Source organism: Rhodanobacter ginsenosidimutans (genome assembly GCF_042655685.1).
GTDB classification, from domain to species: domain Bacteria; phylum Pseudomonadota; class Gammaproteobacteria; order Xanthomonadales; family Rhodanobacteraceae; genus Rhodanobacter; species Rhodanobacter ginsenosidimutans.
Genome location: NZ_JBHSMM010000004.1, coordinates 39,678 through 59,713, shown reverse-complemented (window position 1 = coordinate 59,713; position 20,036 = coordinate 39,678). Strand labels below are relative to the sequence as shown.

Sequence of the window (20,036 nt, the reverse complement as noted above, 5' to 3'; positions counted from 1 at the left end):
CCGGGCCGTCCGGGCAGCAAACGGCCCGGCGGGTTGAAGCCGGCGCGCAAGGCGCACCGTTTTTCCCGCCGGACCGCCACCGGGGCGGCAGGTGCGTTCAGCGGCGGCCGGTGCAGGTAAGCATTCGCGCAAGGCGGACCGCTGACTTCGACGTTCCCCGGAGCACCGCCGCGTTTGACGGATGGACCTTTGGCACGGGGGGCATCGGTGGGCAATGCGCTAGCATCCTGCGGTCAGGTGTGCGCGCGGATCGTGGCGCGCATGCCATCCGTCTGTGGAGGAATGCATGCATTCGATGATCGGCAAGCCACGCCTGCTTGGCGCGGTGGTGATGGGGTTGTTGTCGGGCGGCGTTGCCGCGCAGGGGCGCACGCTGGGCGCGAGCGACTACGCGCAGGCGGAGCGGTTCATGAGCTACAACACCGTGCCGCTGGTCGATCACGCGGTGACCGAGGTCCATTGGCTGGACGACGCTCACTTCTGGTACGTGGACCACGACGCCAAGGGCGATCATTTCGTGCGGATGGATGCGGCCAGCGGCAAGACCGTGCCCTTGTTCGACCAGGCAAAACTGGCCACTGCACTGAGCGACGCCGGCGGCAAGCCGGTCGATGCGAAGAAGCTGCCGGTGACCGGCTACGAGGCGAGGACGGACGGCCGCATCGACATCGTCGTGCGCAAGAAGCATTACGTGTGCGACCTGACCGCCGCCACGGCCAGCTGCGTCGATCGCGCCACGTTGGTAAAAACCGGTGACGAACCGGGCGCGCTGTCGCCAGACAAGAAGAGCGAAGCGTTCATCCGCGACTGGAACCTGTGGCTGCGCGACGTCGCCACCGGCGAAGAGACCCAGCTCACCACCGACGGCGTGGAGAACTTCGGCTACGCCACCGACAACGCCGGTTGGAAACACACTGACAAGGCCATCGTCGAGTGGTCGCCCGATTCGAAGCAGATCGCCACCTTCCAGCAGGATCAGCGCAAGACCGGCGACATGTACCTGATCAAGACCAGGGTCGGCCATCCCGAACTGGAAAAGTGGAAATATCCGCTGGTGGGCGACAAGGACGTGACGATGATCGAGCGCGTGATCATCGACGTCGCCGCGAAAAAGATCACGCGTTTGCAGATGCCGCCGGACCAGCACCGCTCCACCCTGTGCGACGACGTCAGCTGCGGACCCGACGGTGGCTGGGACGACGTGAAATGGGCGCCCGACGGCAAGACCCTGGCCTTCGTCTCCACCTCGCGCGACCACAAGCACGAGTGGTTCCGCATCGCCGACGCGCGCACCGGCAAGGTGCGCACCGTGTTCGAGGAAAAGGTGCCCACGTATTACGAGAGCGGCAACGGCGCGGTGAACTGGCGCTACCTGCCGGAGACGAACGAGGCGATCTGGTTCAGCGAGCGCAACAACTGGGGCAACCTGTATCTCTACGACCTCACCGACGGCAAGCTCAAGCACGCGATCACCACCGGCGAGGGCAATGTCACCGAGGTGCTCAAGCTCGATCCGAAAACCCGCAGCGTGTGGTTTCGCGGCGTGGGCCGCACGGCGGGCGTGAACCCGTATTACCAGCAGTTCTTCAAGGTCAGCCTGGATGGCGGCAAGCCGGTGTTGTTGACCCCGGAGGCGGCCGACCACACGGTTACGCTGTCGCCGGATGGACGTCTGTTTGTCGATGCCTGGTCCACCCCCACCGTGCCGCCAATCACCGCCCTGCGAAGCGCGGATGACGGCCGTACCGTGGCGCCCATCGCCACCGCCGACATCGCGCGCCTGAAGGCTGCCGGCTGGGTGCCGCCGATCCCCTTCACGGTGAAGGCGCGCGACGGCAAGACCGACCTGTACGGCATGATGTTCAAGCCGACGAACTTCGATGCGTCGAAGAAATATCCGATCATCGACTACATCTATCCCGGCCCGCAGACCGGCTCGGTGCGCGGCCGCAGCTTCCTGGCCGCACGCAGCGATCACCAGGCGATGGCCGAGCTGGGCTTCATCGTGGTGGCCATCGACGGCATGGGTACACCGTGGCGCTCCAAGGCATTCCACGACGCGTACTTCGAGCACATCGAGGACAACACGCTGCCCGACCAGGTCACTGCACTCAAGCAGCTGGGCAAGGCGCATTCGTGGATCGACCTCGATCGCGTGGGCGTGTGGGGCCACTCCGGCGGCGGCAATGCCACCGCCGGCGCGATGTTCCATTACCCCGATTTCTTCAAGGTCGGCTGGGCCGAGAGCGGCAACCACGACAACCGCAACTACGAGGACGATTGGGCCGAGAAATGGCAGGGGCTGCTGGAAACCGGCAAGGACGGCAAGACCAACTACGACGCCCAGGCCAACCGGAGCTTCGCGAAGAATCTCAAGGGCCGCCTGATGCTGGTGCACGGCACCATGGACGACAACGTGCCGCCATCCAACACCTTGCTGGTGGTCGATGCGCTGATCAAGGCGAACAAGGATTTCGACCTGCTGATGATCCCCAACGCCCGCCATGGCTACGCCGAATCCACCCCGTACGCCACCCGCCGGCGTTGGGATTATTTCGTGCAGTACCTCGCCGGCAATACGCCACCAAGGGAGTACGAATTGAAGGCGTGGCCGTGGAAGTGAGCGCCAGGGCCGGTTCCTCCCCTGCGCAGCAGCGGGAGGCCAGGACGGAGTAACGCTCTTGACCTCGACTTGGTGAAGAGCGCCCCGCCCCAGCACTCCCGTGTGCGCAGGGTAGGGAGCAAGATGATGCGCGATCGCGGGCTTCCAGCCACGCGGAGCCGCGCCGCACGTGGGTCAGCTCATGGCCCAGCGCCAGCAACGCGTCTCCTCGCTCAACGTCTTACCGGCCGCAGCCCGGGGCGCGTGCCCGCGTCAGTTTCCGCGGTCAACCTGCCGAAGTCATGCGGTGATTACGGTGTCTTCATTCGGGTCGCCTGGGTGAAGATCACCTGCCATTGGCCATCGCGCTCGCGCCAGATGTCGGCGAAACGCAGGCGCGCCTTGAATGGCTTGCCATCGCTGCTGCCCTCCAGCGTGGCCACGCCGCCGAGCACGGCGCCGCCGGGCCAGTAGCGCACTACCTCCTGTTCGACCGTGAACGGTTTCAGCGAATAGCCCGGGGCGGTGTAGTCGCGGATGAAGTCCGCCTTGTTCTCGACCCGGGCGCGGCTGTTGAACAGCACGTAGTCGTCGGCGAGCAGGCGCTGCAACGCCACGCCATCGCCTTCGACCTGGGCGCGATCGAACGCGGCGACCGCGCGGGCCAGCGCGGGCGGCAACGAGGCGTGCGGCGCGGTTGCCGCGGCGGGTGCGATACCCAGCAGCATCGCGAGCAGGGTGGCGGACTGTTTCATGGTGGCCTCCGTCGAAAGCCCGGCGACAGGCCGGGCGTGGCCCCGACGCTAGGGTTCCGGCCGGCGTCCGGCTATCAAATTCTTGCCCGTGCGGACCAGCGCCGACGGACGCAGGGTTTCGCGCGCGGCGCGCGGGGTCAGTCCGACGTGTCGGCGGAAGGTCGCGCCGAAGTGGCTCTGATGGCTGAAGCCCAGTTCGCTGGCCAGTGCGGCGAGATTGTCCGCGCCGTGGGCGAGCCGGTCGAGCGCGAGCGCGATGCGCAAGCGCGTGCGGTAGGCGACCAGGCTGCTGCCGCAGGCGCGGCGAAACAGGCGGGAAAGGTGGAACGGCGAGCAACCGGCATGGGTGGCGAGCTCGGCCAGGCCGGCGGCAGTGGTCGGATCGGCCAGCAGCACTTCCTGCACCTGACGAAGCCGACGCCGGATGGCGGGAGACAGCGGTGCGATGCTCGCCGTCGCATCATGCCGAAGCACCGCGGTGCACAGTGTGGCAGCCGCTTCCTCTATCCGCAGACGATCGCGCTCATCGTGGGCGAGCGCCGCGTGGAGCGCACGATGCCGGTACTGGTCGATAGCCTCCACGGGCCGCGCCGCGTCGGCCGATCCGCGCAGGCGTTGACCAAACAGCGCCTCCTCGTGCGCGGGCGCCACCTCGAAACAACTGCCGGCGTCGCCGCCCTCGAACGGATGCGAGATGCGGTAACTGTCGCCGGCGCGGTAGAGCAGGGCGGTGGCGGGGTCGCCCACGTATTCCGCCCCGCGCAGGTGATAACCGAAGCCGCCGCGCCGCAGCAGCATCAGGTGGGTGTGTTCGTCGCCGCGTTCGCCGCCGCAACCACCGCGGGGATGGCTGCAGTCGATGTCGGTGATCCGCAGCAGCGGACTGTCGAACAGCACGGTGAGATGGGAGGCGCCCATGGCTCGCTCGTTCGCGGCGGGGCACCCAGCGTCTCAAAACGCCATGTCGAACGCCACCTCGCCCTGCACACCCACCTGATACGCCGAGACGCGGCGTTCGAAGAAGTTGGCCAGCTCCTGCACGTCCTGCAGGTCCATGAAGTCGAACGGGTTCTTCGCGCCGTATTTCTTCGGCATGTCCAGCTGGGCGAAGCGCTGGTCGGCGCAGTACTCCAGGTACTGGCGCATGTCCTTCACCGACATGCCGGCCACGCCGCCGGACAGCACGTCCTCGGCGAACTGGGTTTCGCAGGCGATCGCCTCTTCCATCATCTGCTCGACCTGGGCGCGCATGTCCGCGTCGAACAGGTCCGGCTCCTGTTCGCGCACGGTGCGTACCACGTCGAAGGCGAACGCCATGTGGCAGCTCTCGTCGCGGAACACCCAGTTGGTGCCGGCCGCCAGGCCGTGCAGCAAACCACGTGAACGCAGGTAGTACACATAGGCGAACGCAGCGTAGAAGAACAGCCCTTCGATGCAGGCGGCGAAGCAGATCAGGTTGAGCAGAAACTGGCGCCGATGCGCGCGCGTCTCCAGCCGGCGCAGGCCCTGGATCGAGTCGATCCACTTGAAGCAGAACGCGCCTTTCTGCTGGATCGAGGGGATCGTCTCGATCGCCGCAAACGCGGCGTTGCGCTCGGCCGGATCGGGGATATAGGTGTCCAGCAGGGTGAGGTAAAACTGCACGTGCAGCGCCTCCTCGTACAACTGCCGGGAGAGATACATGCGCGCTTCCGGCGCGTTGATGTGCTGGTACAGGTTCAACACCAGGTTGTTCGACACGATGGTGTCGCCGGTGGCGAAGAACGCCACCAGGCGCCGGATCAGATGGCGGTCGGCAGCGGACATCTTCGTATCCAGATCCCGCGTGTCCATCGAGAAATCCACTTCCTCGACGGTCCAGGTGTTCTTGATCGCGTTGCGGTACATCTCGTAGAAACCGGGGTAGCGCATCGGGCGCAGGGTGAGTTCGAAACCCGGGTCGAGAATGTGGTTGTTGCGGGTGGGTTGGGCGGACATCTTGGTTCCTTGGATTCAGAGCTTGCGCGCATAGTCGTCGTGCACGAAGCGGCTGACATAGGTGGAAAGCCCCAGGCCGGCTTGCGCCAGCTTTTGCATGTTCGCGATGTGTTCGCGGCCGGTGGCCTTGTCGGTGTACTCGTAAATATCGCCATTGACGAAACGGACGCGGATGAAACCGTCACCGCACTCGTAGGCGGTGACGCCGGAGTGGCCGTCGAGATTCCGGTAACGCTTCATCGCGACACCTCGTTGCGCTACTGGCAGGCTTCGCAATACTCCGGGTTCTCCAGTGAACAAAACACCGCGGCGGTGGCCTGCGCCTGGTCAGGTGCTGCCGAGACCGTGGTCTTGGCGATCCTGGTGGCGGGGCGTGAGCGCAGGTAATACGTGGTCTTGATGCCGGCCTTCCACGCGTACATGTACATCGAGCTCAACTGGCCGATGTTCGGGTTTTCCATGAAAAGGTTCAGCGACTGGCTTTGGTCGATGTATGCGCCGCGTGCGGCAGCCAGTTCGATCAGTGCTTTCTGCGGCAGTTCCCACACGGTGCGGTAGATCGCGCGCAGGCGCTCCGGGATGGCGTTGATGTTCTGGATCGATCCCTCGGCCAGCTTGATCGCGTCGCGTACCTCGGGTGTCCACAAACCCAGCGCTTTCAGTTCGTCGGCGAGGTAGCGGTTTACCTGCAGGAAATCGCCGGACAGCGTCTCGCGCTTGAACAGGTTGCTGACCTGCGGCTCGATGCATTCGTAGCAGCCGGCGATGGACGCAATGGTGGCGGTGGGCGCGATCGCAATCAGTAGCGAATTGCGCAGGCCGTGTTGCTTGATCTTTTCGCGCAGGGCGTCCCAGCGCGCCGTGTTATGCGGCGTGGTGTTCGACCAGTAGTCGAATTGCAGTTCGCCATTTACGGCGCGGCTTTCGGCGAAGCCGGGATGCATGCCTTCGCCCTCGGCCAGTTCGCACGACTGCGACAACGCGTTGAAGTAGATCTCCTCCGCGATGCGGGTCGACAGTGCCAGTGCCTCGGCCGAGTCTACGGCCAAGCGCAGTTTGAAGAACACGTCCTGCAAACCCATCACGCCGAGGCCGACGGGCCGCCACTTCATGTTCGCCGTGCGCGCCGTGGCGATCGGGTAGTAGTTCAGGTCGATCACGCGATTGAGCTGACGCACGGCGGTGCGCACGGTGGCGGCGAGCTGGTCGTAATCGAACGCGCCATCGACGACGTGGCGCGCCAGGTTCACCGAGCCCAGGTTGCACACGGCCGTCTCGTCCACCGAGCTGACTTCGAGAATCTCGGTGCACAGGTTGGACAGGTGGATCACGTTCCCGGGTTTGGCCGTCTGATTGCTGGTGGCGTTGCAGCGGTCCTTGAACGTCATCCAGCCGTTGCCGGTCTGCGCCAGCGTGCGCATCATGCGGGCGTAGAGTTCGCGTGCCTTCACCGTTTTCACCGCGAGGCCAGCGGCCTCGGCTTGGACGTACGCGGTGTCGAACGTCTCGCCCCAGCTGTCAACGAAGTGCGGCACCACCTTGGGGTCGAACAGCGACCAGTCGCCGTCGCTCTCGACCCGACGCATGAATTCGTCGGGGATCCAGTTGGCGATGTTGAGGTTGTGCGCGCGGCGGGCGTCGTCGCCGGTGTTGTCGCGCAGCTCCAGGAAATCCTCGATGTCGGCGTGCCACGTTTCCAGATACACACAGGCCGCACCCTTGCGCTTGCCGCCCTGGTTCACCGCGGCGACCGAGGCGTCCAGCGTCTTCAGCCAAGGCAGCAACCCGTTGGAGTGGCCGTTGGTACCGCGGATCAGCGAGCCGCGCGAGCGCACCCGCGAATAGGCCAGGCCGATGCCGCCGGCAAACTTCGACAGCTTCGCCACATCGGCGTACTTGTCGTAGATCGACTCCAGCGAATCGACCGGCGAATCCAGCAAATAGCAGGAGCTGAGCTGCTCGTGGCAGGTGCCGGCGTTGAACAGGGTGGGCGAGCTGGCGATGTATTCCAGCGACGACAGCAGCCGGTACAGCTCCAGCGTCTCGCCGATCTCGTTGCCGCCCAGCGCGCAGGCGATGCGCATGAAGAAATGCTGCGGCGTCTCGATCACCAGCCGCAGTTGCGGATGGCGCAGCAGGTAGCGGTCGTACACGGTGCGCAGGCCGAAATACTCGAAGCGGCGCGTGGCCAACGGGTCGATCGCGTCGTTCAACTTGCGTGCGTTGGTGGCTACGAAATCGCGCAGGCGGTCGTTGAGGATGCCCAGCTCGGCGCCGCGCGCAATCGACTGCGAGAAGCTCTGGATCTCCTGGCCGCTGACCTCCTTGTCGATGTAGGCGCCGAGCAGGCGCGCGGCGAGCTGGCCGTATTCGGGTTCTTCGGCGGTCAGTGAGGCGGCGGTGCGGATCGACAGCTGGTCCAGCTCCTGCGTGGTGGCGCCGTCGTACAGGCCACCGATGGTCTTCAGCGCCACGCGCAGTGGATCGACCCCGTGCAGGCCTTCGGCGCTGCGCGTCACGGCGCGCACGATCTTGTTGACGTCGACGGCTTCCTGGCCGCCGTTGCGCTTGGTGACGTGCATCGACGCCGCACTGTGGGGAGGAGTCAGGGTAAACGCGGTTTCGGGGAGGGCGACAGGGGGTTCGGCGGGCGCGATGGCGCGCTCGCGTTCGGCGGTATCGAGGGCTTGCATGGGCAGGTGGCTCCGGCATGGACATCAAACACCTGCTCCCGCGCGCAGGGCCTGAAGCGATGGATCCCGGGGGAGCCGCACGCGGCCCCGACAAAGGCCCGCGCCACGACGTGTTTCCCCGCGGAAACCGTCACTACGCACCGGGACATGTTCGCCCCGATGTGCCGGCAGGTCTTCGGACTTGCGGACGAGGATCACGACGATCCACCTACTTGCCCCCGCTTCCCGGTCGCAGAGGACCAGTGCATGTGGAGGTGTTCGTTTCCGCTTTACCGCTGCGGGGCAGTTCCGGATTTACACCGGATTCCCTTTTAAGCCCGACTGATGTTGGGTCGGCCGGGCACCGACGCACACAACATATCGGGTACGTTGGGTATGGTCAACCCAATAGCTTGTGTGTGCCCCAAAACCAGGTTTTCAGCGCGGAGGTATCGTCATGGGTGACGTGAGCGGGTGTCCGCACGTGGGTTTCGCCCTGCGCAAGCCGCTTACAGCGCGTCGTGATCCATCTCGCCGGTGCGGATGCGGGTGACCTGATCCAACTGGCTGACGAAGATCTTGCCGTCGCCGATCTTGCCGGTGCGGGCGGCCTGCTGGATGGCTTCCAGCACGCGGTCGACCTGATCGTCGGTCACCGCCACCTCCAGCTTGATCTTGGGCAGGAAATCGACCACGTACTCGGCGCCGCGATACAGCTCGGTGTGGCCTTTCTGGCGGCCGAAGCCCTTCACCTCGGTGACGGTGACGCCTTGCACGCCGACTTCCGCCAGTGCCTCGCGCACGTCGTCCAGCTTGAACGGCTTGATGATGGCCACGACCAGCTTCATGGAATGTCCTCGGTATGGGGGCACGCGCGGTGCATGACGCCCATTCTGCCTTCGCGCGCGGGCGCTGTCGCCTTGCCGGTGCCGTGTAGGACAATCCCTACACATCCCGACGGAGCATCCTGATGGCGTACCCGAATTCCGTTCACCTAATATTTACCTCGACGAGTGCGAGGCGCTGTCCATGATGGATAGGCAGGATATCGATCAGATTGCCCTGCGGCTTGTGTCGTTGGTACCGCCAGGACTGGCACAGGCGCATCAGGATTTGCGAGCCAACTTCCAGGATGTTCTGGCGCAGGGACTGCGCCGCCTCGACCTGGTCACCCGCGAGGAATTCGACGTCCAGACCCAGGTTCTGGCGCGCACACGCGCGAAAATCGACGAACTCGAGCAACGCGTGGCCGAACTGGAGGCCACCGTCGCCCACCGCGGGACACCGTAACACCCAGCTCCCGGGAGCCGCCCCCGATCCGTCACCTCACCCCGAGAACGATCGGGGGCGGTTATTTATCAACGGATGGAGTCGCCCGGCGTGCCTGTCAGCGATCGTTCCCCGCGCCGACCCGTGTCTGCATGAGCCTCGCCGTTACCCTCAGCCGTGCCCAGGAAGGGATCGCCGCGCCGCAGGTCATGGTCGAGGTGCATCTCTCCGGTGGCTTGCCGTCTACCAATATCGTGGGTTTGCCCGAGGCCGCGGTGCGCGAAGCCCGTGACCGCGTACGCGTGGCGATCCAGAACACGGCCTTCGAATATCCCGGCCGCCGCGTCACGGTGAACCTGGCGCCGGCCGAGCTGCCCAAGGATGGCGGCCGCTTCGACCTGGCGATCGCGCTGGGCATTCTTGCGGCCAGCGGACAGGTGCCGCGCGACAAGCTGGATGACTGCGAATTCCTGGGCGAGCTGGCCTTGACCGGCGCGCTGCGCCGCGTCTCGGGTGTGCTGCCGGCCCTGCTGCGCGCGCGTGCGCGTGGTCGCCGGGTGCTGGTGCCTTACGAAAACTCCGCCGAAGCCGCGCTGGTGCCGGATGTGGATGTGCGGGTGGCGCGTACATTGGCCGAGGTGTGCAGCTGGCTGCGCGGGGCGGAAGAGCTTTCCGCACCGGTTGCCACGCCCAGCACCGGTGGCGCCGATGACGGCCCCGATCTCCGCGACGTGCGCGGTCAATTGCAGGCGCGCCGGGCGCTGGAGATCACCGCCGTGGGCGGCCATCACCTGTTGCTGATGGGCCCGCCGGGCACCGGCAAGACGATGTTGGCCGAGCGCCTGCCGGGCATCATGCCGCCGCTGTCCGAATCCGAGGCGCTGGAAACCTGCGCGGTGGCGTCGGTGTCGGGGCAGGTCATCGATCTGGCGCGCTGGCGCCGGCGGCCGTTCCGGGCGCCGCATCACACCGCATCGGCGGTGGCGCTGGTGGGCGGCGGGTCGTATCCGCGGCCGGGCGAGATTTCGCTGGCGCACAACGGCGTGCTGTTTCTGGACGAGCTGCCCGAGTTCAGCCGGCAGGTGCTGGAGGTGCTGCGCGAGCCGATGGAGTCGGGCCAGATCCTGATTTCGCGCGCCGCGCGCCAGTCGATGTTTCCCGCCCAGTTTCAGCTGGTGGGTGCGATGAACCCGTGCCCTTGCGGCTACGCGGGCGACCCCACGCAACGCTGTCACTGCACGCCAGACCAGATCCAGCGCTACCGCTCGCGCATTTCCGGGCCGTTGCTCGATCGCATCGACCTCTGCGTTGAAGTGCCGCAGGTGCCACTGGCTGATCTGGGCGGGCCGCGTTCCGGGAATGACGAGGACTCCGCCACGGTGCGCGCGCGAGTGCTGGCCGCGCGGCGGCAATCGCTGATGCGGGCGGGTCGGCCCAACGCGGAGATCAGCGTGCGCGAGCTGGAGCGTGATTGCGCGCTGGGGCCGCCGGAACGGCGCTGGTTCGAGACCGCACTGGAGCGCCTGGGCCTGTCGGCCCGCGCCTATCACCGCGTGCTGCGGGTGGCGCGCACCATTGCCGATCTGGACGGTGGCACCGCCCTGCTCGAACGCGAGCACCTGGCCGAGGCGCTGCAATATCGGCGGGTCCAGAGCCCGGGCCGCTAGCGCGACAATCTGCCGCTGTCTGGACGCGCCGGCCGGCGCATGGTTCGATGGCGCCCTGATATTTCCAAGGAATGCGATGACTATCGAGCTCGGCTTGATGCTCGCCGGCATGCTGATGATCGGCTTCCTGGCGCAATGGCTGGCCTGGCGGGTGCGGCTGCCGGCGATCCTGTTTCTGCTGCTTGCGGGCATCATCCTGGGGCCGGCCACCGGCGTGCTGAATCCCGACAAGCTGCTGGGCGACCTGCTGTTCCCGATCGTGTCGCTGGCGGTGGCGCTGATCCTGTTCGAAGGCAGCCTCACCCTGCGTTTCAACGAATTGCCGGGCATCGGCAATGCGGTGCGCGGGCTGGTCAGCTATGGCGCGGTCGCCGCGTTGCTGCTGCTGGCGCTGGCCGCGCATCTGGTGGCGGGGCTGAGCTGGCCGATCGCGCTGCTGTTCGGCGCGCTGGCCTGCGTCACCGGCCCCACCGTGATCGCGCCGATGCTGCGCACGCTGCGTCCGAACGCGCGCATCGCCAACACGCTGCGCTGGGAAGGCATCGTGATCGATCCGCTGGGCGCGCTGTTCGCAGTGCTGATCTACGAGGCCATCGTGTCGCAGCAGGAGGGCCACACGCTGGGCATCTTCGTGGCCACGATTCTCTGCGGCGCGGTGATCGGCGGGCTGGCCGCCATGGTGATCGGCTTCCTGCTGCGGCGGCAGATGATTCCCGAGTACCTGCAGAATTACGCCGTGCTGGCGACGGTGCCGCTGGCCTTCAGCGTCTCCAATGCGCTGACCCACGAATCCGGCCTGCTGGCGGTCACCATCATGGGCATCGCGCTGGGCAACATGCGCAACGTGCACATGGACGACATCCTCGACTTCAAGGAAAGCCTCACCACGGTGCTGGTGTCGCTGCTGTTCATTCTGCTGGCGGCGCGTCTGCATTGGCCGCTACCCGACGGCATGCTAGGCGCGGGCATCGCCCTGTTCGTCATCGCGCAACTGCTGGTGCGACCGGTGACGGTAGCCCTGTCCAGCATGGGCAGCAGCCTGACCTGGCGTGAGCGGGCGCTGATCAGTTGGGTGGCGCCGCGCGGGATCGTGGCGGCATCGGTATCGGCGTTGTTCGCGCTGCGGCTGGACGCGCTTGGCGTGCCCGGCGCCGACGCCCTGGTGCCGCTGGTGTTCACCCTGATCATTGGCACGGTGGTGCTGCAAAGCGCCACCGCGCGGCCATTGGCGTTGTGGCTGAAAGTGGCCGAGCCGGAGCCGCGCGGCGTGCTGATCTTCGGCTCCGACCATGTGGCGCGCGCGATCGGTACGTCACTGAAGGACGCTGGCTTCCGCGTGGTGCTGGCTGATGACGACTGGGATGGCATCCGCCAGGCGCGGATGGACGGGCTCAGCACATTCTTCGGCAACCCCGCCTCGCCCCACGCGGAGCGCCATCTGGATCTTGCCGGCATCGGCCGCATGCTGGGCATGAGCACCAACCGCGAGCGCAACTCGCTGGCCTGTGTGTATTACCGGCAGGAATTCGGGCGCGACAAGGTCTATCGCCTGCGCAACCTGACACCGCAGGAAAGCACCGAGCGCGCAGCGTTCTCCGGCGGTTTGCTGTCGCCACCACTGTTCGACGAGAACATGACTCATGGCCGCTTCGGCGACATGCTGGCCAACGGCTGGCGCGTGAAGTCCACCCGGCTCACCGCCACCTTCGACTGGCCGCATTTCATCGAGCAATACGGCTCCGATACGGTGCTGATGTTCGGCGTCGAGGAAAAGGGTGTGCTGCGGGTGGCCTCCTCCAAGCGCGAGCTGGAGCCGCGGCCAGGCTGGACCGTGATCGCGCTGGTGCCGCCCAACAGAGGCGAGTGACCGGCAGCGGGTGCGAACGGCGGTCCGAACCATCGAACGCGTGACCATCTCTCATTAGCCCCGTTCACGCCCACGATCGGGCTACGGTTCGCCTTCGCAGAATACGGCGCGCTCCGACATCGCGCCGGACCCGTATCCGGTATAACGCATCGATGCGTCCCGCCAGGGAAGATCCCGCCATGTCCGTTCTGTCGTTCGAGGATTGCGCCGGCATGCGCGTCGTACCGTCAACGCCACCATCGACCCAGCAGGGAGTGCTCATGTCTGATCGAACGTCCTCCTTCCGCGCCTTCCTCTGCGCCGCCACACTGTTGCTGATGACAGGATGCCACCCCGCCATGTCGACCCAGTCCGATTCCAGCAGCGCGCAAACATCTGGCTCATCCATGTTCCCGCTGCGCTTCGTGAAGCACGATTTCCAGGTGTTCTGCTACAACACCATCCGCTGTCACGTGATCTACAACGACTTCAACTTCAAGGCGGAGGAACAGCCTTCGCCGCCGCCGCCATCGGCGGATTACAGGGATCACTGGCCGTTCGCCTCCTATCTGGGCATCCGGAATTTTCCGCCGCCGGCCGAGGTGAACTGGACGTCGCTGGATGGCGTGGCGCACACAGCCAAGGTGGATATCGGAGCCATCTTCAAGGACGAGCGTGTGTTGTACAACGTGCCCGATGCCGAAATCCCCGATCGCTCCTGGGGAGGCGAGCCAGGCATTCTGCTCGAAGTGAACGACCGCACGATCAGCGTCTACATGAAGGCATTCATTGCCACCAAGACCGAACAGATTCCGGGCAATAAATACAGTGATGCCCGGGATGACGTGATCCTGGCCTGGACACATACGTACTGAAGGGAGCGCTGTCATGGAGCACGACCGGAAGGACCCGGATGGCATTCTCGGTGATGGAGTACGCGCCGATCCTGCTGCGCCGCGCTTGCCGATTTACACCGAGGGCCGGGCGCAACTGGCCTCGTTCGAGGAGCCGGTATTGATCCATGCGGACCATCCGCATGAGCGTCTCTTCATTGCTGCGCTGGATGGCACCGGCAATGACGCCATCCATGATCCCGAGCATGCGACCAATGTTGCGCTTATCGCTCGACAGGTGGAACAAGCCGGCAATGCGAGGATTGGCTTCGGTTATGTTCCCGGGCCGGGCACGCAGCAACATGGATTCTTCTCACCTGCGCTGGACAACATGCGCGGCAACACCGTCGATGAGCGGGCCGAGGAGATGTACAAGAAGTTCATCAACCAGGCTTGGAAATGGAAGCAGGAAGATCCAGCCGCAGAGATCCGCGTCGCCAGTGTCAGCTTCAGCCGAGGTAGCGAAGAAGCCGCTCTGTTTGCGCGATTGGTCGAGGAGCGCGGCATTCAGGATCCCGCCGGTGCGCGTTACACCTACGATTCCCATCACCAGATCAAGCATGTCGAATACACCAGGCCACCATTGGTGCCACCACATCAGGTAGCGCAGGCGGTGGCCATGTTCGATCCGGTGGGCACCGGCAGTGCGATGACGATGGATCGGCGGCTGCCGCCGTCGGTGATATCCGGCATCCAGTTCATCGCAATGGACGAGCACCGCGGCCTGTTCAAGTCCGACCGCATCATCGATCCGGGCATCTCGTCGGACGGGCGCTTTGCCGGGATCTACGTGCCCGGCGCGCATTCGGATGTCGGCGGCAGTTACCACCGAGACGGCTTGTCGACTCGCACCGGCAACCTTGCGATCGATTACCTCAACGGCCTGAGCGACACGCCGTTTCTGGCCAAGTCTTCGGAGCCCGACGATCCGCGTCTGAACGTGGTCCACCATTCGCAGGAAGGCTTGCTGCTGTATCGCCTGTGGCCCAAGATCGACCGGCTCCAGCCGGGCGGCTACAACGAGCGGGAAGTGCCCAGGCATGCGATGGGGCAGGTGCCCGATGCGTACAACGCCGAGCCGCGCAATGAAACGTTGAACCGGCAATTCGAGCGGCAAGCCATGCCCGACGGCCCGGTGCCGGGTGCATTGCAGGCGCCGCACGACACCACGCGCAGCGAACTCGACCAGTGGATCGATCGCATGTATCTGGCCTCGCAGAACCCGGACAACACGGTGTGGGATCGGGCGCAGCACGAGGCGGCGCATGCCTATCTGGGCACGGCGGACGGGCAGCAATTCCAGCAGCAGGCCGACAGCCTGAACGCGACGTGGGACGTGTCATTGCTGGCGCAACAACAAGCCGCGCAGCAGGTGTTGCCGCAGGCACAGGGATTCAGTCGTTAGACCAGCCAAGGACGTGGCCATGGATAGTTCCGCTGATGATGTCGAGACGGTGCGGCAGGCATTGATCCGATTGATGGCGATTGCCGATCGTCTGGAGTCACGCAACGCGCACACCGTGCAGCGGATCGAAGCGGCAACCGCTGCGCTCGAGCAGGGTGTGAGCCGTCTGGATGCGGGTGGCGAGCGGTTCGCGGAGCGCGCACTGCAGGTGATCGGAAACAACGCACAGCAAGCGGTAGCCCAAGGCGCCGGACAAGCCGTGGACGAGCTGCGGCAGCGGTTGCAGCAAAGTGCCAACAGCGCCCAGGCGGCTGCCCGGGCGATGGATGAACAGCGCAGGGGATTGACCAGCGCGCGGCACAGCCTGGTCTGGAACGCGGCAGTCGCCTTGCTGCTCGGCTCCCTGTTGGCCATGGGCTCGGCGGCGTGGACCATCCACCGCAGCGCGCAGCAACTGGCGCAACTGCATTTCGGTCAGGACATCCTGCGGGCGACGCAGCGTGGCGCAATCAACCGTTGCGGCGATTCGCTGTGCGCACGAGTCGGCAGGAAACCGGCACGCTTCGGCAAGGACGGCCAGTATGTGTTGCTGGACGACTGAGCCCGCTCACTCCGTATTGCGGTGCTTGCCCCGGTATGGCTTGAACAACGCGCGGATCGCGGGCATGTCCACGTCCACGTCGCCGCTGGCGTGCACCAGTGGGCCCAGCGTGAAGGTTTTCGTGGGGTAGTCCAGGAACAGGGTCTGGATCGGCACGTTGGCGCCGTGGGCGATGCGCAGGAAGCCCTGCTTCCAGCGCCGCACCGGCTTGCGCGTGCCCTCGGGCGTGATGCCCAGCCACATCCGCTCGCGCTCGGCGAAACGCTGCACCATCTGCGCGGGCACGTTGGCGGCGGCGCGGCGGTCGATGCCGATCATGCCCAGCGGTCGCAGGATGATGCCGAAGGGGCCGTTCAGCACTTCGCGCTTGATCATGATGCTGATGTCAACGCCCAGCGCCACCTTCATCACCAGCCCCCATACGCCATCCCAGTACGACGAATGCGGCGCACCGATGAGGATCAGCTTGGGCAGGTTCGGCAGTTCGCCCAGCAACCGCCAGCCGCTGAGGCGCAGGATCACGCGCGCCAGCCAGGGCCAGAACCGGCTGTTGAGGCGTGGCGCCAGCGGCGGGGTGGGTGGCAACATCGGTGCGTTCATTCGGAGCTCCATTCGCGCGAACGCGTCTGCTTGATCTTGCCGCGCTGCTGTTTGCCAGCCAGACGGCGTTCTTTGGAGGCGCGTGTGGGGCGGGTGGCCACGCGTTTCTTGGGTGGCCGCAACACGCTGCGAATCAGCTCGGCCAGCCGTTCACGCACGTCGTCGCGGTTGCGCGCCTGGTCGCGAAAACGCCGCCCCTGGATCACCAGTACGCCCTCGGCGGTGAGCCGGCGGTCGCGCCGCGCCAACAGCCGTTCGCGCACTTCGTCCGGCAGCGAGGGTGAGTTGATGACGTCGAACCGCAACTCCACCGCGCTTTCGGTGCGATTCACATGCTGCCCGCCGGGACCATCGGCACGCAGGAAACGTTCGACGAGTTCGGATTCGGGTAGCGCGAGGGTGGGGCTGACAGTCAGCATGCGGCAAGTTTAGGGGGAAGCGTTGCGCGGAGCGAGGCGCGCTCGATCCGGTCGCCGCCGCCGCGCGGCTACGCTCGGGACGAGCGGCGCGGGAATGTTCTAGTGGCAGGAGACGCTGGCATTCTGTGGCAACGCCCATTCGAACCGTGCCAGCAACGATGCAAACGCGTCGTCCAGCGGCGCTTCCAGCGTCATCGGCGCGCCGCTCAGCGGGTGATGGAAATCGAGCCGCCACGCATGCAGCAGCATCCGATGGCAGCCGAAATACTGCTTGTACAGGCGATTGTGATCGCCGCGTCCGTGCTGGCAGTCGCCGATGACCGGGTGATGGATATGCGCCAGGTGTTTGCGGATCTGGCGGAAGCGGCCGCTTTCCGGTTCGGCCAACAAAAAGGCGTAGCGTTGCTGCGGATAACGACCCAGTGCAATCGGTACCTCGATCGTGGCCAGTTGGCGGTAGCGCGTGCGTGCCTCGCGTCGCGGCCCGGTTTCGCGTGAGCCGGGCAGCGGGTAATCGATCACGCCTTCGGCTGGTTCCGGCCAGCCGCGCACTACAACCAGGTATTGCTTGTGCACCGTGCGGCCCATGAACTGCTCGCCCAGCGCAGCCGCGATCTCCTTGTTGCGCGCCACCAGCAGCACGCCGCTGGTGGCGCGGTCGAGCCGGTGCGCCAGGTACACGCTGTCGCCGACCTGCTCGCGCAATTCATCGACGAGAAACGTGTCGGCATTGCCGACCATCTTCGAACGGTGCACGGCCAGGTTCGCGGGCTTGTTCACCGCGATCAGCGCGTCGTCCTGATGGATAATTTCAAGCATGTCGATTCGTCAGGAAAATTGAAGATGTGGGAGCGACTTCTGTGGGAGCGACTTCAGTCGCGATGCTCTTGCTTTGGGGCATCAGAGCAGAAGCATCGCGACTGAAGTCGCTCCCACAATCCCACCCCCACAACCCGCTCCCGCAGGCGGTGTTTAGCGCTCAGCGCGAGCGTGGCCAGCCCATCGCGAATGCCAACAGGCCTGCCACGCCGGCGCCCAGCGGCGGCCAAAGGCCGTGCTGTGGAGCCAGCGTCCACAACAGCGCCGAGCCGATCAGCAAGGCGCCACCCAACAATCCGCAGGCCAACAGCTTGTGTTGTCGCCGGGCGTTGTCGCGCAACAGGGCGAGGGCCAATGGATCGCTCACCACCCGCTGTTCGCCGCTGCCTGCCTGGCGCAGGGCGTCGCGTACCAGTTCGGGAAACTGCGGTGCGTGGTGCAGCCATTCGGGCAGGCGCTTGCGCACGTCGCGCAGGGTGCGCAACGGGCTGTAGCGTTCGCGCAGGATGCGTTTCAGCACCGGATGCGCCACCGCCCAGATGTCGATCTCCGGATCGAGCATGCGGCCCACGCCTTCGATGTTGAGCAGGGTTTTCTGCAGCAGGATCAGTTGCGGCTGCAAGGTCAGCTCGAAGCGGCGCGCGGTCTGGAACAGTTTCACCACCAGTTCGGCCAGCGAAATCTGCGACAGCGGGCGGGTGAAATATGGCTCGCAGACGGTGCGCACCGCCGCCTCCAGTTCATCCAGCCGCAGGGTGGCGGGCATCCAGCCGGCGGCCACGTGCAGTTGCGCGATGCGGGCGTAGTCGCGTTCGAACAGGGCGATGAAATTCTGCGCCAGCCAGTATTGGTCGGCCTCGGGCAGCGAGCCCATGATGCCGAAATCCAGCGCGATGAAACGCGGCTCGCCGGTGCGTGCGGTGTCCACCCAGATATTGCCGGGGTGCGCATCGGCATGGAAAAAGTTGTCGCGGAACACCTGCTCGTAGAACACCCGCACGCCCTTGGCGGCCAGTGCCTTGCGGTCGATGCTGGCCGCGTCGATGGCGGCGATGTCGTCGCTGCTGACGCCGCTCACCCGCTCCAGCGTCAGCACGCGCGCGGCGGTGAGTTCCCAGTGCACGCTCGGCACGTACAGGTCCACGCCGCTGGCGAAGTTGCGTTTCAGCAGGCTGGCGCTGGCGCCTTCGCGCTGCAGGTCCAGCTCGTTTTCCAGCATTTTTTCGACTTCGGCCACCACGTCCAGTGGCCGGATCTTGTCGGCGTTGGGATGCCAACGCTGGGCCAGTTCGCCCAGCGAGCGCAGTAGTTTCACGTCGCGGGCGATCTGCGCGTCGATGCCGGGACGCAGCACCTTCACCACCACCTCGCGGCCATCGCGCAAGGTAGCCGCGTGCACTTGGGCGATGGAGGCGGAGGCCAGCGGCGTTTCGTCGAAGTGCGCGTAGATCTGATCAGTCGAGGCGTTCAGTTGCTGCTCAACGATGGCGCGTGCCTCGGCGCCGGGAAACGGCGTGACCTGATCCTGCAGCAGCGACAGTTCGTCGGCGATATCGGCGGGCACCAGGTCGCGGCGGGTGGACAGCACCTGGCCGGCCTTCACGAAAATCGGACCCAGCTCGGTCAGCGCCAGCCGCAACCGCTCGCCGCGCGACAGCTGCGCCACGTTGGCACGCGGTCGCGCCAGCAACGGGCGCAGCAGTTTCAGCGGACGGTACAGGTGAGTGGCGTCGACCAGCTCGTCCAGTCGATACGCCAGCAGCACCGAGGCCACCCGCAGCAGCCGCGGCACGACCTTGAGCGGCGTCATGCGGCGCTGCCCTGCAGGCGCGCGATGAGCCGCTGCACGCGCGACTCCATCCGTTCGCTGCGCTCGCGCAGGTGATCCACGCCGTCGAGGAAATCCTCCACCTCGCCCGGCGCCAGCGCCACGCGCGCTTCGTCGCGCAGCCAGTCGGCGCCGTCCTCGGTGAAATGCGCGGCACTTTCGCGGGCGTGGCTCAGGCCGCGGCGGACGGCCTTGGCCAGCGGTACGCCGAGCACGTCGCCGAAGCTGCGCGCAAACGCCTCCTCGAAATCGGGCGCGAATTTGCTGGCCAGTTTTTCCAGCCGGCGCGCCAGCTCGGCATCACCGGCGATCTCCACCTTGCCCGGTGCGATGCCGTCGTCGTCGCGGCGAAACAGCATCGCCAGCAGGCTGCCCGGCGTGGCGGCGACGCGCAGCTGGCTGTCGTCCTGTGGCGGGCCCACCAGCAGTTTTCCGTCGTCGACGGTGATCGCCAGTGCCAGCTCCGGCCCACGCAGATGCAGTTGCACGCGGCGTCCGTTCAACGCGGCCAGCTTCTGCTGCGTGTCCGGATCCAGCGACAACGTGTGGTTCAGCGCGGTTTGCAGCGCGCGGCCGGCCAGCTTGCGCAGCGGTTGCGGCATCCAGGTATTGGGCGTGGAGTTCATCCCGGCGATTGTAGCGGGGCGGCGCTTGCGCCGCCGGGAATGGGGAATAGGGAACGG

At 65.8% G+C, this 20,036-nt stretch carries 18 protein-coding genes and 1 riboswitch; of the genes, 7 read left to right on the top strand and 11 right to left on the bottom strand.

Going from position 1 to position 20,036, the window contains the following annotated elements; all coding sequences use genetic code 11:
- Nucleotides 1-286 precede the first annotated feature (286 nt).
- A complete protein-coding gene (locus ACFPK0_RS13915; RefSeq protein ID WP_377341581.1) occupies nucleotides 287-2,623 on the top strand; it encodes a S9 family peptidase in 2,337 nt (778 codons plus the stop codon).
- A 290-nt stretch (nucleotides 2,624-2,913) separates the two neighbouring features.
- Here ACFPK0_RS13915 and ACFPK0_RS13910 read toward each other — a convergent pair whose 3' ends face one another.
- The 6 genes from ACFPK0_RS13910 to glnK all read right to left on the bottom strand — a co-directional run bounded on the left by ACFPK0_RS13910 (nucleotide 2,914) and on the right by glnK (nucleotide 8,854).
- Nucleotides 2,914-3,357, bottom strand: coding sequence for a nuclear transport factor 2 family protein (locus ACFPK0_RS13910; protein ID WP_377341579.1), 444 nt, complete (start codon nucleotides 3,355-3,357; stop codon nucleotides 2,914-2,916).
- A 48-nt stretch (nucleotides 3,358-3,405) separates the two neighbouring features.
- Nucleotides 3,406-4,275 carry a helix-turn-helix transcriptional regulator gene (locus ACFPK0_RS13905; protein ID WP_377341577.1) on the bottom strand — a complete coding sequence of 290 codons (870 nt, stop codon included), beginning with the start codon at nucleotides 4,273-4,275 and terminating at the stop codon, nucleotides 3,406-3,408.
- 33 nt (nucleotides 4,276-4,308) lie between these two features.
- Nucleotides 4,309-5,334: a ribonucleotide-diphosphate reductase subunit beta gene (locus ACFPK0_RS13900; protein WP_377341575.1), complete on the bottom strand. Its 1,026-nt coding sequence runs from the start codon at nucleotides 5,332-5,334 to the stop codon at nucleotides 4,309-4,311.
- A 15-nt stretch (nucleotides 5,335-5,349) separates the two neighbouring features.
- Nucleotides 5,350-5,574: a hypothetical protein gene (locus ACFPK0_RS13895; protein WP_377341573.1), complete on the bottom strand. Its 225-nt coding sequence runs from the start codon at nucleotides 5,572-5,574 to the stop codon at nucleotides 5,350-5,352.
- Nucleotides 5,575-5,591: 17 nt separating this feature from the next.
- Nucleotides 5,592-8,027, bottom strand: coding sequence for a ribonucleoside-diphosphate reductase subunit alpha (locus ACFPK0_RS13890; RefSeq protein ID WP_377341571.1), 2,436 nt, complete (start codon nucleotides 8,025-8,027; stop codon nucleotides 5,592-5,594).
- Nucleotides 8,028-8,176: 149 nt separating this feature from the next.
- Nucleotides 8,177-8,390, bottom strand: a riboswitch (cobalamin riboswitch).
- A 125-nt stretch (nucleotides 8,391-8,515) separates the two neighbouring features.
- A complete protein-coding gene (glnK, locus tag ACFPK0_RS13885; protein WP_056084571.1) occupies nucleotides 8,516-8,854 on the bottom strand; it encodes a P-II family nitrogen regulator in 339 nt (112 codons plus the stop codon).
- A gap of 181 nt (nucleotides 8,855-9,035) precedes the next feature.
- On the opposite strand from glnK, the gene ubiK reads away from it, so the two are divergent.
- The 6 genes from ubiK (at nucleotide 9,036) to ACFPK0_RS13855 (ending at nucleotide 15,687) form a co-directional block, all read left to right on the top strand.
- Nucleotides 9,036-9,296: a ubiquinone biosynthesis accessory factor UbiK gene (gene ubiK, locus ACFPK0_RS13880; protein WP_377341568.1), complete on the top strand. Its 261-nt coding sequence runs from the start codon at nucleotides 9,036-9,038 to the stop codon at nucleotides 9,294-9,296.
- A gap of 131 nt (nucleotides 9,297-9,427) precedes the next feature.
- A complete protein-coding gene (locus ACFPK0_RS13875; RefSeq protein ID WP_056084574.1) occupies nucleotides 9,428-10,942 on the top strand; it encodes a YifB family Mg chelatase-like AAA ATPase in 1,515 nt (504 codons plus the stop codon).
- 76 nt (nucleotides 10,943-11,018) lie between these two features.
- Complete coding sequence (locus tag ACFPK0_RS13870) at nucleotides 11,019-12,809, top strand: cation:proton antiporter (protein WP_377341566.1); 1,791 nt, start codon at nucleotides 11,019-11,021, stop codon at nucleotides 12,807-12,809.
- A 338-nt stretch (nucleotides 12,810-13,147) separates the two neighbouring features.
- Nucleotides 13,148-13,663: a hypothetical protein gene (locus ACFPK0_RS13865; RefSeq protein WP_377341564.1), complete on the top strand. Its 516-nt coding sequence runs from the start codon at nucleotides 13,148-13,150 to the stop codon at nucleotides 13,661-13,663.
- A gap of 13 nt (nucleotides 13,664-13,676) precedes the next feature.
- Entirely contained in the window at nucleotides 13,677-15,086 is a 1,410-nt protein-coding gene (locus tag ACFPK0_RS13860) for a phospholipase effector Tle1 domain-containing protein (protein ID WP_377341562.1), read from the top strand.
- 19 nt (nucleotides 15,087-15,105) lie between these two features.
- On the top strand, nucleotides 15,106-15,687 hold the full coding sequence (locus ACFPK0_RS13855) for a hypothetical protein (RefSeq protein WP_377341560.1): 582 nt from the start codon (nucleotides 15,106-15,108) through the stop codon (nucleotides 15,685-15,687).
- Nucleotides 15,688-15,693: 6 nt separating this feature from the next.
- Here ACFPK0_RS13855 and ACFPK0_RS13850 read toward each other — a convergent pair whose 3' ends face one another.
- From ACFPK0_RS13850 to ACFPK0_RS13830, 5 genes are all read right to left on the bottom strand, one after another.
- Complete coding sequence (locus ACFPK0_RS13850) at nucleotides 15,694-16,287, bottom strand: 1-acyl-sn-glycerol-3-phosphate acyltransferase (protein WP_056607889.1); 594 nt, start codon at nucleotides 16,285-16,287, stop codon at nucleotides 15,694-15,696.
- The gene (gene arfB, locus ACFPK0_RS13845; RefSeq protein ID WP_377341557.1) at nucleotides 16,284-16,706 is read right to left on the bottom strand and encodes an alternative ribosome rescue aminoacyl-tRNA hydrolase ArfB; all 423 of its coding nucleotides are present in this window, start codon (nucleotides 16,704-16,706) and stop codon (nucleotides 16,284-16,286) included. The genes ACFPK0_RS13850 and arfB overlap by 4 nt, the downstream gene beginning before the upstream one ends.
- Nucleotides 16,707-16,805: 99 nt before the next feature.
- Nucleotides 16,806-17,525 (bottom strand): pseudouridine synthase, encoded by a 720-nt coding sequence (locus tag ACFPK0_RS13840; protein ID WP_377341555.1) that lies wholly within the window; start codon nucleotides 17,523-17,525, stop codon nucleotides 16,806-16,808.
- Nucleotides 17,526-17,685: 160 nt separating this feature from the next.
- A complete protein-coding gene (ubiB, locus tag ACFPK0_RS13835; protein WP_377341553.1) occupies nucleotides 17,686-19,335 on the bottom strand; it encodes a ubiquinone biosynthesis regulatory protein kinase UbiB in 1,650 nt (549 codons plus the stop codon).
- Nucleotides 19,332-19,979 carry a ubiquinone biosynthesis accessory factor UbiJ gene (locus ACFPK0_RS13830; RefSeq protein ID WP_377341551.1) on the bottom strand — a complete coding sequence of 216 codons (648 nt, stop codon included), beginning with the start codon at nucleotides 19,977-19,979 and terminating at the stop codon, nucleotides 19,332-19,334. Before ACFPK0_RS13830 ends, ubiB begins: the two co-directional genes overlap by 4 nt.
- Nucleotides 19,980-20,036: the final 57 nt, after the last annotated feature.